Consider the following 13,844-nt stretch of genomic DNA (forward strand, 5'->3'; position numbering starts at 1 on the left):
GGAAAACAAAATAGGAAAACAAAAATGGAAAACAAAACAAATTACTTATTTACAAGTGAAGTAGTAAGCCCAGGGCACCCAGATAAATGTGCAGATATTATAGCAGACTCTATAGTTGATAAATTAATTATAGAGGATAAGCAAAGTAGAGTAGCTTCTGAGGTTTTTGTAGCAGGAAAACATGTTGTAATTGGTGGAGAAGTAAAATCTAAATGCCAGTTATCACAAAAAGAGTATGAAGATTTAGTAAAAGAGGCATTAGCTAAAATAGGTTATGATGGAAAATCAGCCTTTACTAAAGAACAATGTTTACATCCAGATGATGTACAGGTACAAGTTTTATTAAATCAGCAATCACCAGATATTTCTCAAGGTGTTGATCAAGAAACTGGAGAAATTGGTGCAGGGGATCAAGGTATTATGTTTGGGTTTGCTTCAACTGAAACATCTGATTATATGCCTGCTGCTATTACATATGCAAGAATGCTTTCAGATAAAGTATATAATTATGCATTAAATCATAATCATAAACTTGGAGTTGATATTAAAACTCAAGTTACTGTTGATTATGGAACAAAAGAGAACTTTGAGAATTGTAAACCACAAAAAATACATACAATAGTTGTAAGTGCACCTTCTGTTGAAGGGATGCCAATAGATGAAGTAAGAGAGTTGATTCAAGGTTTAATTGATGATACAGGTTTACCAACTGATATGTATAATAAAGATGAAACTATCATTCATATTAATCCAACAGGAAGATATGTAAGTCACTCTTCATTACATGATAGTGGATTAACAGGAAGAAAACTTATTGTTGATTCATTTGGAGGATATTCTCCTATTGGTGGTGGAGCTCAATCTTCTAAAGATTATACAAAAGTTGATAGAAGTGGATTATATGCAGCACGTTGGATTGCAAAAAATATTGTTGCAGCTGGATTAGCTGGAAAAGCAATTGTTCAAATTTCTTATGCAATTGGTGTTGCAAGACCAACATCAGTATCTGTTGATACAATGGGAACATATACGAAGTTTGATGATGATAAATTATCTCAAATAGTAATGGATGAATATTCTTTAACTCCAAGATGGATTACAGAAAAATTTGGATTAGATAAGCCATCAAGTGAAACATTTCTTTATGCAGATGTTGCATCAAGAGGTCAAGTTGGTCAAAGTGATTACCCTTGGGAAAAGCTTGATGAAGTAGAAAAACTTAAGAATATATAGTAAAATTTAAAAAAGGATTTATGATGGATTTAAAAAATTTATTTAGTAAAATTTCATTTGATAGTAATGATAAAGAACAACCTTCGAAAAAAGATGCTCCAACTCACTGGATAAAATGTCCAGAATGTGCGTCATTAATGTTTTTTAAAGAGGTTGAAAATCAAAATAACATTTGTCCTAAATGTAACTTTCATATGAGAATAGGGGCAAAAAGAAGAATTGAGATATTAACAGATGCAGATTCTTTTGTTGAATATGATGCTGATTTAAAACCTATTGATCCTCTTAAATTTGTTGATAAAAAATCTTATAAAAAAAGAGTTGATGAAGCTACTAAAAAAACAGGAAGAAGTTCTGCAGTTGTAAGTGGTGAGTGTACAATCAATGGCATAGGTACTCAGATAGTTGTATTTGATTTTGCTTTTATGGGTGGAAGTTTAGGTTCTGTTGAAGGTGAAAAAATTGTTCGTGCAGTTGATAGAGCAATGGAAAAACACCAAGGTGTTATCATTGTTTCAGCTTCAGGTGGTGCTAGAATGCAAGAATCAACTTTTTCTTTAATGCAAATGGCTAAAACATCTGCAGCACTTAAAAGAATGGATAAAGCAAAACTTCCTTTTATTTCAGTATTAACTGATCCAACTATGGGTGGAGTATCTGCTTCATTTGCTTTCTTAGGTGATATTATTATGGCTGAACCTGGTGCACTTGTAGGATTTGCAGGGCAAAGAGTTATTAAACAAACTATTGGTGCAGATTTACCTGAAGGTTTCCAAAGAGCTGAATTTTTACTTGAAAAAGGTTCAATTGATATGGTTGTTAATAGAAATGATATGAAACAAACACTTTCTGATTTATTAACAATGTTCTCAAAAACTTCTAACGCTAGCTAATGGCTACAAGATTTGAAGAGGCTTTAGGTTTTAAACTTGAAGCTTCTAATCTTCTTTATGCTTTATGTGACTTTCAAACTATCCTAAATAAAGATATTTTTTTATATGATTTTTTAAATATTATAAAAAAATATGATATTAAAATTTTGCAATATAGAGATAAAATTAACTCTATAGAGACTCAAATTGAAAATTTACAATATTTAAAAAAACATCTTAATATTCCAATTATGATTAATGATAAGATAGAATTAATAAATTATGCAGATGGTTTACATTTAGGACAAGAAGATTTTGATTCAATTCATAGTGATAAAAAAATCGCTATAAAACTTATAAGAAAAAAAATAGGAAATAAGCTTTTAGGACTATCAACTCATAATGAAGTTGAGATTCTAGAGGCAAATGAATTAGATATAGATATGATTGGTCTTGGTGCGTATAAATCAACATCAACAAAAGATGTCCCAAATTTATTAGGTGATAAAATCACTTATTTAGCAAAGATATCAAATCATCCTGTTTGTGCAATAGGTGGAGTTAATATAAAAGATAAAATTGAAAATATATCATTTAATGTAGTAGGGAGTGGTTTATATGAAGATTAATATTTATGCAATTGTAAAACCGTCTTCTGATGAATTTGATAAGTTATCTAAAGAATTTATTAAAATGTGTTCAAAATATGCAAAAGTTCAAGTTCATTCTATTTTTAATAAAAATATTTCAAAAGCACAAACAATTGGTGAAAAAGAGGCAAAACAATCATACACTGATGCCTATAAACCATACATGAGTGGTTATTGTATTGCTTTGGATGTTTTAGGAAAAAGTGTTGATAGCTTTGAGTTCTCTAAAATGGTAACAAATAACAGTGAAGTTAACTTTTTTATTGGTGGAGCATATGGTTTTGAAAAAGATTTTTTAAAAAAATGCGATAAAATTATTAGTCTTAGTTCTCTCACAATGGCACATAAAGTGGTCACTCTTGTACTTTTAGAACAAATTTTTAGAGGGCTTGCAATAAAAAATAACCACCCCTATCATAAATAATTTATATAGTTTTAAGTATAATAGCGAAATTTTTTAAAAAAAGGTATAATGTGGCTAACTCGAAACAGATTGAAGAATTAAAAGAAATCTTAATTGAAAGAAAAGAAACAATTACTAAAAACATTCAAGGAAGTAGAGACAGTATCGACTCTTTGAAGGAATCTGAGTGTAAAGATGAGTATGATTATGCGGAAGTTTCTAGTGATAGTTTTAAAGAGGGAATTATTGCAAATCAACAAATAAAAGAGTTGAATGAAATTGAAGATGCCTTAAAGAGAATAGAAAAAGGTACTTATGGAATTTGTGAGATGTGTGATGAATCAATTGCAATTGGTAGACTAAGAGCTAAACCATTTGCAAAGTTTTGTACACCTTGTAGAGAAATTTACGAAGTAGAACAATAAAAAGGATAAAATGTGGGACTTAAAGCTTATATAGGTTTTTCTTTAGTATTACTAATTGCCGTTGGAGTTGGTGGATATGCAATTCAAAATGGTGAATATGAAATTACTGTTTGGAAATATACATTAAATTTACCAATTATATTTTGGGTACTTGCACCAGCAGTTGTATTATTTGTTTTTTCAGTTCTGCATTTAATGTTTTACGGTTCTGTAAACTACTGTAAGAGTAGAGGCTTTAATAAAGATGAAGCAACTATTATTGAAACTATAAAATCAATACTTTTACAAAAAGAAGATAAGAAAAAATTTAAAACGAATGGTTACAAGAATGTAGCTTCTATTTTAAATCAATTTAATATGGATGTTAAAGATTCTGCATTTACTTCTTCATATGAAGGTTTAAATCAAGTTGTTTCTCAAATAAAAGATATTAAATCTGGTAAGTATGTAAATGAAAAACCATTAAAATTAAATCTTAATTCAGAACTTGCTAAACAAAACTTAATTAATAAAATAAATGAACAAGTTGATTATGCAGTTGATATTTTAAAAAAATCTGACCAGTTTTCAGAAGACGTAGTTAGAGTTGCATATTTAAATGTTTTAGATAATAAAAGTATGACTACAATTAAAAAAGTTTATTCAAACGTTAAGCTTGATAAAGAAATGGCATTAAAACTTTTCTTAAAAGATATTGACAATACTGATTTTGGTTTATCAAAAGAAGAAATTTTAAAAATTACAAAAAGTTTGAATTATTCAAAAGAAGAGTATATTACTTTAGCAAAACTGTATAAAGATGGATTAACACCAGATAAATTACTTCAACTTTTTGAAACAATTTCAGAAGAGAATGAAGTTGCGATGGATGCATATTTATATGTTTTATTAGAACTTGAAATGATTGAAAAAGCAAAAGAAATATTATCAGGTTACCCTGAAAATGAATTTGTATTATTTAGAGCACTTTTAGATTTAAAAGATGCTGGAAAACACTACTCAGTGGATGATATTACTTATAATTAATGAAGAATAAAATAGATTTTAGCCAACCCCTAGTGGTGTTGGCTCCACTTGCTGGATATACCGATTTACCTTTTCGTGCAGTTGTTAAAAAATTTGGAGCAGATTTAACGATATCTGAAATGATATCTTCAAACGCTTTAGTTTATAAATCAGAAAAAACACGAAAAATGATTGAAAAATCACCAAGTGAAGACCCTTATATTGTACAAATTGCTGGAAATAACAAAGATATCGTAAGAGATGCTGTAGAAATTCTAAATGATATTGATGGTATTGATGGAATAGACTTAAATTGTGGTTGTCCTGCTCCAAAAGTATTTTCTCATGGTTCAGGTTCAAATCTTTTAGGGGATTTAAAAAAACTAGAAGAAATTTTAAGTACTGTAAAAAAATACAATAAAAAACAATATACTACTGCAAAAGTAAGAATAGGTGTAAATGAAAAAATACCTGTAGATATTGCAAAAGCAGTTGAATCTTGTGGTGTAGATTTTGTATCTGTACATGGAAGAACGAGAGCTGGAAAATATAAAGCTCCCGTAGATTATGATGCAATTAGACTTATGAAAGAAGCTGTTTCTATTCCTGTAATTGCAAATGGTGATATTAAAAGTTATGATAAAGCAAGAGAAGTTTTAGAATATACAAAAGCAGATGGAGTGATGATAGGTCGTGCAGCTATTGGAAATCCATGGATTTTTTATCAATTAAAGTATGGTGTAGAAAATATAGACCAAGATAAAAAAAGAGAAATAATATTAGAACACTATGATGAAGTATTAAAATTTCATGGAATTCATGGTGCTGTAATGTTTAGAAAATTACTACATTCTTATTCTAAAGGCTATAAAGGTGCTGCAGAATTTAGAGATATTATTAATCGTATTTCTGATGAAAAAGTTATGCGTGATATGATAGAAAACTTTTTTTAAAAACTTTTTAGATAGAATATTGCACTTTAATTAAGGGATATATTTGTCTGAACATTATTATGAATTAATAATCAAACCAAAACAACACTATGATACATTTCTCGACTTATTAGGTACTTTAACTAATAACGCGATAGAAGAAGCCGATGGTTCTATTATTGCAAGAAGTGAAGATGATTTATGCGATGTAGAATTTGGAATAAATGAATTTGCAAAAGCATTAAATGTTCAATGTGAAACAGTTTTAACAAAAAAAGAAAATATAGATTGGATTAAACAGTATCAAGAGTCTGTAAAGTCAATTGAAATAGGAAAGTTTTTCATTAGACCATCATGGGATGAGTCTAAGGATGACAAAATAAATATTATTATTGATCCTGCTTTATCTTTTGGTTCAGGACATCATGAAACTACTTCAAGTTGTATAGAAGCAATTAGCGAATATGTAAAAAAAGATGATACAGTTTTAGATGTTGGAACTGGTAGTGGAATACTTGCAATTGCTGCGTCAAAGCTAGGTTGTAAAGTTGATATTTGTGATACAGATGAAGTTTGTATAAATGATACAAAATCTAATTATGAGTTAAATAATACAAAATTTGAAAACTCATGGATAGGTAGTGCAAATAATGCCAAAGAAAAATATGATGTTGTTATAGCAAATATTGTTGCTGATGTATTGGTTTTTATTGCAAGTGATTTAAAAAAATGCTTAAACAATGATGGTATACTAGTTATATCAGGTATATTAGATAAACATATAGATAAGGTTTTAAGAAAATTTCAAGATTTAGAACAGTTAAAATTAATCCATAAGAATGAATGGGTAACTGTAGTATTTAAAAAATAAAAGGGAGTTATATTTTATGAACGACAAGAATAATAGAAATAGTAACGGTGGAGATAATAACAATAATTTTTTCAATAATAATCCACTTTTAGTATTTGTAATTTTTTCAATAGTGACGATATTTGTATTTAAAGCAGTGTTTCCAGAAGGAAATAATTCAGGAATGGGTTCTTCTAACTCGTCATCTGCTGCATTTGGTAAAGCTAAAAATCAAACTATCGCATATTCAGAATTAAAAAAATTAATTGATTCTGGAAAGATAAATCATGTAGGAATTGGTAATACTCAAATAAAAGCAATTTCTAAAGGGTCAAATGGTTCTGTAACAAGTTATACAGCAAGAAGAGTAATACCAGATAATACTTTAGTTCCAAGTTTAGAAAAAAATGGAATTACCTATGGTGGAATAAATGAAGAGAATCTAATTGCAGATGTTCTTTTTGGATGGGTTTTACCTATTTTCATATTCTTTGCAATATGGATGTTCTTAGCTAAAAGAATGTCAAAGTCTATGGGTGGAGGCTCAGGGGGAATTCTTGGAATTGGAAGTTCTAAGAAGATGATTAATTCTGAAAAACCAAATGTAACTTTTGATGATATGGCTGGAAATAAAGAAGCTAAAGAAGAAGTACAAGAAGTAGTTGATTTCTTAAAAGATCCAGAAAGATATGTAAAGCTTGGAGCACAGATTCCAAAAGGTGTTTTATTAGTAGGACCTCCAGGAACTGGTAAAACTTTACTTGCAAAAGCTGTTGCTGGTGAAGCTAGTGTTGAGTTTTTATCTGTATCAGGTTCTGCTTTTATTGAGATGTTTGTAGGTGTTGGAGCTTCAAGAGTTAGAGACCTTTTTGAACAAGCAAAAAAAGTTGCTCCTGCTATTATTTTTATTGATGAAATTGATGCAATTGGTAAATCTAGAGCATCTGGTGGTCCAATGGGTGGTAATGATGAGAGAGAACAAACTCTGAATCAATTACTTGCCGAAATGGATGGATTTTCAACAGAGCATGCTCCTGTTATTGTATTGGCTGCAACAAATAGACCAGAAGTTCTTGACCCAGCATTATTAAGACCAGGAAGATTTGATAGACAAGTACTTGTTGATAAACCAGATTTTGAAGGTAGAAAAGAAATTCTTAATGTACATATCAAAAATGTGGTATTAGGAAAAGATGTTGATTTAGTTGAAGTAGCAAGAATGACAGCAGGACTTGCAGGGGCAGATTTAGCAAATATTATTAATGAAGCTGCACTTTTAGCAGGACGAGCTAAAAAAGATGAAGTAACATATGAAGATTTTAAAGAAGCAGTTGAAAGACAAATTGCAGGACTAGAAAAGAAATCAAGAAGAATTTCTCCTAAAGAGAGAAAGATAGTTGCTTATCACGAATCTGGACATGCGGTTATTGCTGAGATTACAAAAGGTGCGAAAAAAGTAAATAAGGTTTCAATTGTTCCAAGGGGACTTGCAGCACTTGGTTATACACTAAATACACCAGAAGAAAATAAATATTTAATGCAAAAACATGAACTAATCGCTGAAGTTGACACTTTACTTGGTGGACGTGCTGCAGAAGAAGTATTTATTGGTGAAATTTCTACTGGTGCAGGAAATGACTTAGAAAGAGCAACTGACATTATCAAATCTATGGCTTCTGTTTATGGAATGAGTGATGTTGCTGGTTTAATGGTTCTTGAAAAAAGACAGAATCAATTTTTAGGTGGGCAAACAACAAAAGATTTCTCAGATGAGATGGCTAAGAATTTAGATGATCATGTTAAATCTTTACTTAATGAAAGATATGATGCTGTACTTGAGTCTTTAAGAGAGCATAACGATGCAATTGAAGAAATGACTGCTGAGTTACTTGATATTGAAGTTATTTCTGGAGAAAGAGTTAGAGAGATTATTAAAGCTCATGGTGGAGAAGTTTTTGAAGATGAAGATTTGCATACTGAGTCTTTAAAAGATACTTCTGATGAAAAAACTTCAGATAAAGAAGATGATTCTATTGTTGAATCTGATGATAATGAAAAATCAAATTCTGATACAACTTTAGAAGATGTTGAAGAGAATATTGAAGAAGAAAAAAAAGATAAAGAGTAAAAATGTTTGATAGTATTATTGCAAAAGAGGGTCAAAAATCTATTTTTCTTGCATTTATTGCAATGTTAGTGTTTATATTAGCCGAATGTAGTTTTTTAGCTTTTATATCTTTTGCTTTAGTACTAATTTTTATTTTTATTTATAGAAACAATGCTTTAAAAACAAATTCAAATTCAAATGGTATTTTATCTCCTATTTCTGGTGTAGTCTCTGCAATAGATGTAAAAGATAGAAATAAATTAATATATATAGATGTTAGTTTATGTAATACGCATATTTTAAGAGCTTTAGAAGATGGAGCATTTAAGCTTAGCTACAAAAGAGGTTTAAATCTTTTTCTATCAACTTTTAAAGCAAAAGTATTAAATGAGAAAGCTACAATAGAATTCGAAAATTCTACTATGGAATTAATATCTTCTATGTGCAATACTACTATTGATATAAAAGAAAACAATAATTCATTAAAAGGTGAAAGAATAGGTGTTTTTTTACAAGGACAAATTATAGTCACTATAAAACCTGAATTTGAACTTTCAGTTAAAATTGGTGATAAACTTGAATCTGGAGTTAGTATAATTGCCAATAAAATAGATATAGAAAAAAAACAAGAAGAAAATATTTAATCTTCTTGACAAAAAGAATTTAACCTATTATAATTCTTTACTACAAAAAATTAGGAGAGTACAATGAAAATATTTGATTTTTATAATAACCATTTCATAAAAAGTGTTAACACTCTTCTGCTTCTTTCAAAATCACTCTAATATTTAACAATTAAATATAAATAACAATCACGCAAATTAGTTTTTACTTTTTTTACAATAAAAAAAGGATATAATACACGACTTTTACAGGGGTTTAAACAATGGATAAAAATAGAATTATAGTATTTGATACAACTTTAAGGGATGGAGAACAAAGTCCAGGTTGTTCAATGAACACAGAAGAAAAGATTAAAGTAGCTTTACAATTAGAAAAATTAGGTGTAGATGTAATTGAAGCAGGTTTTGCAGCGGCATCTCCTGGTGATTTTGATGCAGTAAGTAGAATAGCAGAGCAAGTTAAAAACTCTTCAATCTGTTCTTTAAGTAGAGCGATTGATAATGATATTAAACAATCAGGATTAGCAGTTTCAAAAGCACCTTTACATAGAATTCATACATTTATTGCAACTTCACCAATTCATATGAAATATAAATTAAAAATGAGTGAAGACGAAGTTATTAAAAGAGCAGTTCATGCAGTAGAGTATGCAAGAACATTTGTAGATGATGTAGAGTTTTCTTTAGAAGATGCTGGAAGATCAGAAATACCATTTATGAAAGAAGTTATGGATGCAGTTATTGCTGCTGGAGCTTCAACTATTAACTTACCAGATACAGTTGGATATAGATTACCACATGAATTAGGTGCTATGGTAAAAGAATTATCTGATTTTGCAGGTGATAGAGCTATTATTTCTGTACATAATCATAATGATTTAGGATTATCAACTGCAAATACTTTAGCAGCAGTTATGAGTGGTGCTAGACAAATTGAAGTTACTATGAATGGTTTAGGTGAAAGAGCAGGAAATTCTGCTTTAGAAGAAGCTGTAATGGCAATTAAAACTAGAAAAGATGTATTTGGTGAATTATATACAGGAATTAATACTCCAGAGTTATATCCAACTTCTAGATTAGTTGCAACAATTACAGGTGTTGAACCACAACAAAATAAAGCTATTATTGGTAAAAATGCTTTTTCTCATGAAAGTGGTATTCACCAAGATGGTGTATTAAAACATCAAGAGACTTATGAAATTATGAAACCAGAAGATGTAGGTGTATATAAAGAGTCTACATTAATCTTAGGTAAACACTCAGGACGTGCAGCATTTAGAGATAAAATTGTACATTTAGGTTTTGATAAAGTTTCTGATGAAGAATTAAATTCTGCATTTGATAGATTTAAAATTTTGGCTGATAAGAAAAAAGAAGTTACAGATGATGATGTAAGAATGTTAATCACTGATGAGTCGTTAAACTCTGATAAAACTTATGAGTTAGTAGGATTACAAATCTCTGACTGTTCAAATGGTATGCCAATGGCAGCTGTTTCAATTAAGTACAAAGACCAAGTTATGAAAGATGCAAATATTGGTGATGGTACTATGGACTCAATCTTTAAAACAATTGATAGATTGACAGGATATACAGGAGAATTAAAAGATTATAAAGTTTTATCTGTAACTGAAGGTAAAGATGCTTTAGCAAAAGTTACGACAAGAGTATCTTTTGATGAAAATTCACCTGAATTTGTTGGTCATGGTTTAAGCATTGATACTATGCTTGCAACTGCAAAAGCATATTTAGGAGCAGTAAATTCTTACCTTTCTCAAAAAGAGAGATTATCTAAAAAAACTGAACATCAAGTTTAATAAAATGTAAGAAAAGTGGAATATTCTACTTTTCTTACTTCTTCTTTATAAAATAACCAAAAACACTATGTTTCACAAGCATTTTTCAGCAAATAATTTGATTAATAATAATAAAATAATATTAATATTACAAAGTTAGTAATGAATGAGGGAGAAATAAAATATGACTCAATTTAACTTCTTTTTGAAGCTTTTGAAGGAATCTTTTAGAGATTTGATTCCTATTGTCGTTGTTATCCTATTCTTTCAATTAGCGATTATCCAAGCTGTTCCAGACGGTTGGGTAAGTACAGCAATTGGTTTAGGTATTGTTGGTGTTGGACTTGCTATTTTCTTACAAGGTCTAGAAATTGGTATTTTCCCAGTAGGGGAAGGGCTTGCAAGAGATTTTGCAAAACACGGTACTATGTTGTGGGTACTATTTTTTGGATTTTTAATTGGTTTTGGTACAACTATTGCAGAACCAGCTCTTGCTGTAATTGCAGATAAAGCAGCTTCCATATCAAGTGGAAGAATTGATGCAACTATATTAAGACTTGTTGTTGCAGGTTCAGTTGGGTTCGCAATTTTCTTAGGTGTTTATAGAATCTATAAAGGACACCCAATTCACTACTATATCATAGCTGGATATATAGCAGTTGTAAGTGTTACTTTTTTTGCACCACAAGAGATTATTGGACTTGCTTATGACCTTGGTGGAGTTACAACATCAACCGTAACAGTACCTTTAGTTGCCGCACTTGGTATTGGATTAGCTTCTACAATTAAAGGAAGAAATCCTGTTGTTGATGGATTTGGATTAATTGCCTTTGCATCTTTAACACCAATGATTTTTGTACAGGTTTACGGTATTGCTGTTTATAATCTTGTTGAAGCAAAAGAAGTAACAGAAGTAGTTGTTGAAGCTTCAGTTTCTTCAGTTGCTAATATAACTTTCTCTTCAATACTTACAGGAATAGGTTCTGTAATAAAAGATGTTGCACCAATATTATTGATTATTTTATTTTTTCAATATGGTGTTATTAAGAAAAAAATAGAAAATATTAAAACTGTATTTTTTGGGTTTGCTTTAGTAATAATTGGTCTTTATGCTTTTATTTTAGGTCTTGAAATGGGTCTATTCTCACTTGGTGAGACAATGGCTTATCAATTAACAAAAAGAGATTCCGTTTTTGTAATTTATGCATTCGCATTTGCTATTGGTTTTTCTACGACTATGGCAGAGCCAGCATTAATGGCAATTGCAAAAAAAGCAAAAGAAATTTCTGATGGTAAAATTAATGACTTTGCCTTAAGACTTTTCGTTGCCTTTGGTGTTGCTATGGGTATTGCTCTTGGAGCATTTAGAATTGTTGATGGTGGACATATTCATTACTATATTATTGTTGGATATATTTTAGTAATTATTCTTACTTTTATTGCACCAAAATATATTATTCCTATTGCCTATGATTCGGGTGGGGTTACAACATCTACTGTAACTGTTCCATTAGTTGCCGCATTAGGTATTGGACTTGCTACAAATATTGAAGGTAGGTCACCACTTATTGATGGTTTTGGTCTTATCGCTTTTGCTTCATTATTTCCAATGATTACGGTAATGCTATATGGTATTATTACTGAAAAACTTGGAATTAAATCAGATACAGAGATCGAAGCTGCAAATATTTTAAAAGATGCACTTATTGATGCAGAAAATATGGATTTAGCTACAGTTAATATTGATGGAAGTGATAGACGACATTCTTTACCTATGGACTTTAGTGCCGTAGTAATTATAGTTCCTAAAGATAAAAAGATTGATGCAATACAAGCAGCTAATAAGGCAGGAGCTCCTGGAGTTACAGTTCTTCGTGCAGATGGTATTGGTCTTGGTAAAATTGATAACTATTATAGAACTTCATTTGAAGCAAATGATGCAATGTTATTATTTTTACTTCCTCAAAGTTTAGTGAATCCAGTTATTAAATCTATAATTCACTCTTTACATATTACTACTACAGGAAAAGGTATAGCATTTGCTTTCCCTCTAACTCATATGAAAGGTATTAGTTTAAGTAGACATGATATCTTTGTTAACAGAAAAGATCATAAAAATATTGATTCTGAAGAGTTAATAAAAGAGGAAGAAAAGAAAGCGGAAGAAAAAATTACAGAAACAGCTGTAGTACATGATCCAATTATCAACAAAAAATGAATTAGATAAGTTTATTAGTACAGGGGAACCTGTACTGATTTATTTTTCAGGAGAAAACTGTTCCGTTTGTAAGGTCTTAAAACCTAAGATTGATGAAATAATTCCACAAAAATTCCCAAAAATGAAAACATACGAAGTAAAAGTAGATTTATATAAAGAGATAGCAAGCAAATTTTCGGTATTTTCTATTCCAACAATACTAGTCTTTTTTGATTCAAAAGAGTTTTTTAGAAAAGGAAGAAATCTTTCTATCACTCATTTTTGTGATGAATTAAAAAGGCCGTATAATTTATTTATGGATTAAGATAAATGAAAAGAGCACTATTAATTTTTTTACTTGTATTCATAGCGATGCAAGTTATTCAAACTGAGAAAACTAACGTACAGGCTTCTAAAGACTTAGAGATAAAAGCTCCTGCGCATATTAAATCTGTATTTGAAACTTCATGTTATGATTGTCATTCAAATAATACAAAATGGCCTTGGTATTCAAATATAGCACCTTTATCATGGATTATTAGCTCAAATGTAAAAAATGCAAGAGCTGGAGTCAATTTTTCGATTTGGGAAAGTTATACTCCTGAACAAAAAAAGAAAAAGTTAAAGAGAATATTTAGAACAGTATATGCCGCTATGCCTTTACAAAGTTATGTAAGATTTCATGAAGATGCAGATTTAACAAGAGAACAAAGAACAATGATAAGAGAGTGGACTGGAGTGAAAAAATAAA

14 protein-coding genes are annotated in these 13,844 nt (G+C 29.8%); all 14 read left to right on the plus strand.

Features of this window, described 5'->3' with window-relative positions:
- Positions 1–24 precede the first annotated feature (24 nt).
- Positions 25–1,233, plus strand: a complete 1,209-nt coding sequence (metK, locus tag BT997_RS03555) for a methionine adenosyltransferase (RefSeq protein ID WP_258239414.1) — start codon at positions 25–27, stop codon at positions 1,231–1,233.
- Between the two features lie 23 nt (positions 1,234–1,256).
- Complete coding sequence (accD, locus tag BT997_RS03560) at positions 1,257–2,126, plus strand: acetyl-CoA carboxylase, carboxyltransferase subunit beta (RefSeq protein WP_072680064.1); 870 nt, start codon at positions 1,257–1,259, stop codon at positions 2,124–2,126.
- Positions 2,126–2,734, plus strand: a complete 609-nt coding sequence (locus BT997_RS03565) for a thiamine phosphate synthase (protein WP_072680065.1) — start codon at positions 2,126–2,128, stop codon at positions 2,732–2,734. Before accD ends, BT997_RS03565 begins: the two co-directional genes overlap by 1 nt.
- Positions 2,724–3,179, plus strand: a complete 456-nt coding sequence (locus BT997_RS03570) for a 23S rRNA (pseudouridine(1915)-N(3))-methyltransferase RlmH (protein ID WP_072680066.1) — start codon at positions 2,724–2,726, stop codon at positions 3,177–3,179. The genes BT997_RS03565 and BT997_RS03570 overlap by 11 nt, the downstream gene beginning before the upstream one ends.
- A gap of 50 nt (positions 3,180–3,229) precedes the next feature.
- Positions 3,230–3,583: an RNA polymerase-binding protein DksA gene (dksA, locus tag BT997_RS03575; RefSeq protein ID WP_072680067.1), complete on the plus strand. Its 354-nt coding sequence runs from the start codon at positions 3,230–3,232 to the stop codon at positions 3,581–3,583.
- Positions 3,584–3,595: 12 nt separating this feature from the next.
- A complete protein-coding gene (locus BT997_RS03580; RefSeq protein ID WP_072680068.1) occupies positions 3,596–4,609 on the plus strand; it encodes a hypothetical protein in 1,014 nt (337 codons plus the stop codon).
- The gene (locus tag BT997_RS03585; protein WP_072680069.1) at positions 4,609–5,541 is read left to right on the plus strand and encodes a tRNA-dihydrouridine synthase; all 933 of its coding nucleotides are present in this window, start codon (positions 4,609–4,611) and stop codon (positions 5,539–5,541) included. Before BT997_RS03580 ends, BT997_RS03585 begins: the two co-directional genes overlap by 1 nt.
- Positions 5,542–5,584: 43 nt before the next feature.
- A complete protein-coding gene (locus BT997_RS03590) occupies positions 5,585–6,391 on the plus strand; it encodes a 50S ribosomal protein L11 methyltransferase (protein ID WP_072680070.1) in 807 nt (268 codons plus the stop codon).
- 16 nt (positions 6,392–6,407) lie between these two features.
- The gene (gene ftsH / locus BT997_RS03595; RefSeq protein WP_072680071.1) at positions 6,408–8,498 is read left to right on the plus strand and encodes an ATP-dependent zinc metalloprotease FtsH; all 2,091 of its coding nucleotides are present in this window, start codon (positions 6,408–6,410) and stop codon (positions 8,496–8,498) included.
- Positions 8,499–8,500: 2 nt separating this feature from the next.
- Complete coding sequence (locus BT997_RS03600; protein ID WP_072680072.1) at positions 8,501–9,121, plus strand: phosphatidylserine decarboxylase; 621 nt, start codon at positions 8,501–8,503, stop codon at positions 9,119–9,121.
- Positions 9,122–9,363: 242 nt separating this feature from the next.
- Positions 9,364–10,917 (plus strand): 2-isopropylmalate synthase, encoded by a 1,554-nt coding sequence (locus BT997_RS03605; protein ID WP_072680073.1) that lies wholly within the window; start codon positions 9,364–9,366, stop codon positions 10,915–10,917.
- A 163-nt stretch (positions 10,918–11,080) separates the two neighbouring features.
- The gene (locus BT997_RS03610; RefSeq protein WP_072680074.1) at positions 11,081–13,114 is read left to right on the plus strand and encodes a DUF1538 family protein; all 2,034 of its coding nucleotides are present in this window, start codon (positions 11,081–11,083) and stop codon (positions 13,112–13,114) included.
- The gene (locus BT997_RS03615) at positions 13,089–13,418 is read left to right on the plus strand and encodes a co-chaperone YbbN (protein ID WP_072680075.1); all 330 of its coding nucleotides are present in this window, start codon (positions 13,089–13,091) and stop codon (positions 13,416–13,418) included. Before BT997_RS03610 ends, BT997_RS03615 begins: the two co-directional genes overlap by 26 nt.
- Positions 13,419–13,423: 5 nt before the next feature.
- The gene (locus tag BT997_RS03620) at positions 13,424–13,843 is read left to right on the plus strand and encodes a heme-binding domain-containing protein (RefSeq protein ID WP_072680076.1); all 420 of its coding nucleotides are present in this window, start codon (positions 13,424–13,426) and stop codon (positions 13,841–13,843) included.
- Position 13,844 lies beyond the last annotated feature (1 nt).

The sequence above is a fragment of the Arcobacter sp. LA11 genome, from assembly GCF_001895145.1.
GTDB lineage: Bacteria > Campylobacterota > Campylobacteria > Campylobacterales > Arcobacteraceae > Halarcobacter.

Bases quoted from the DNA above. Each gene is read 5' to 3' on its own strand.
- metK (WP_258239414.1), top strand. From the start codon at position 25: ATGGAAAACAAAACAAATTACTTATTTACAAGTGAAGTAGTAAGCCCA.
- accD (WP_072680064.1), top strand. From the start codon at position 1,257: ATGGATTTAAAAAATTTATTTAGTAAAATTTCATTTGATAGTAATGAT.
- BT997_RS03565 (WP_072680065.1), top strand. From the start codon at position 2,126: ATGGCTACAAGATTTGAAGAGGCTTTAGGTTTTAAACTTGAAGCTTCT.
- BT997_RS03570 (WP_072680066.1), top strand. From the start codon at position 2,724: ATGAAGATTAATATTTATGCAATTGTAAAACCGTCTTCTGATGAATTT.
- BT997_RS03585 (WP_072680069.1), top strand. From the start codon at position 4,609: ATGAAGAATAAAATAGATTTTAGCCAACCCCTAGTGGTGTTGGCTCCA.
- ftsH (WP_072680071.1), top strand. From the start codon at position 6,408: ATGAACGACAAGAATAATAGAAATAGTAACGGTGGAGATAATAACAAT.
- BT997_RS03600 (WP_072680072.1), top strand. From the start codon at position 8,501: ATGTTTGATAGTATTATTGCAAAAGAGGGTCAAAAATCTATTTTTCTT.
- BT997_RS03605 (WP_072680073.1), top strand. From the start codon at position 9,364: ATGGATAAAAATAGAATTATAGTATTTGATACAACTTTAAGGGATGGA.
- BT997_RS03610 (WP_072680074.1), top strand. From the start codon at position 11,081: ATGACTCAATTTAACTTCTTTTTGAAGCTTTTGAAGGAATCTTTTAGA.
- BT997_RS03615 (WP_072680075.1), top strand. From the start codon at position 13,089: ATGATCCAATTATCAACAAAAAATGAATTAGATAAGTTTATTAGTACA.
- BT997_RS03620 (WP_072680076.1), top strand. From the start codon at position 13,424: ATGAAAAGAGCACTATTAATTTTTTTACTTGTATTCATAGCGATGCAA.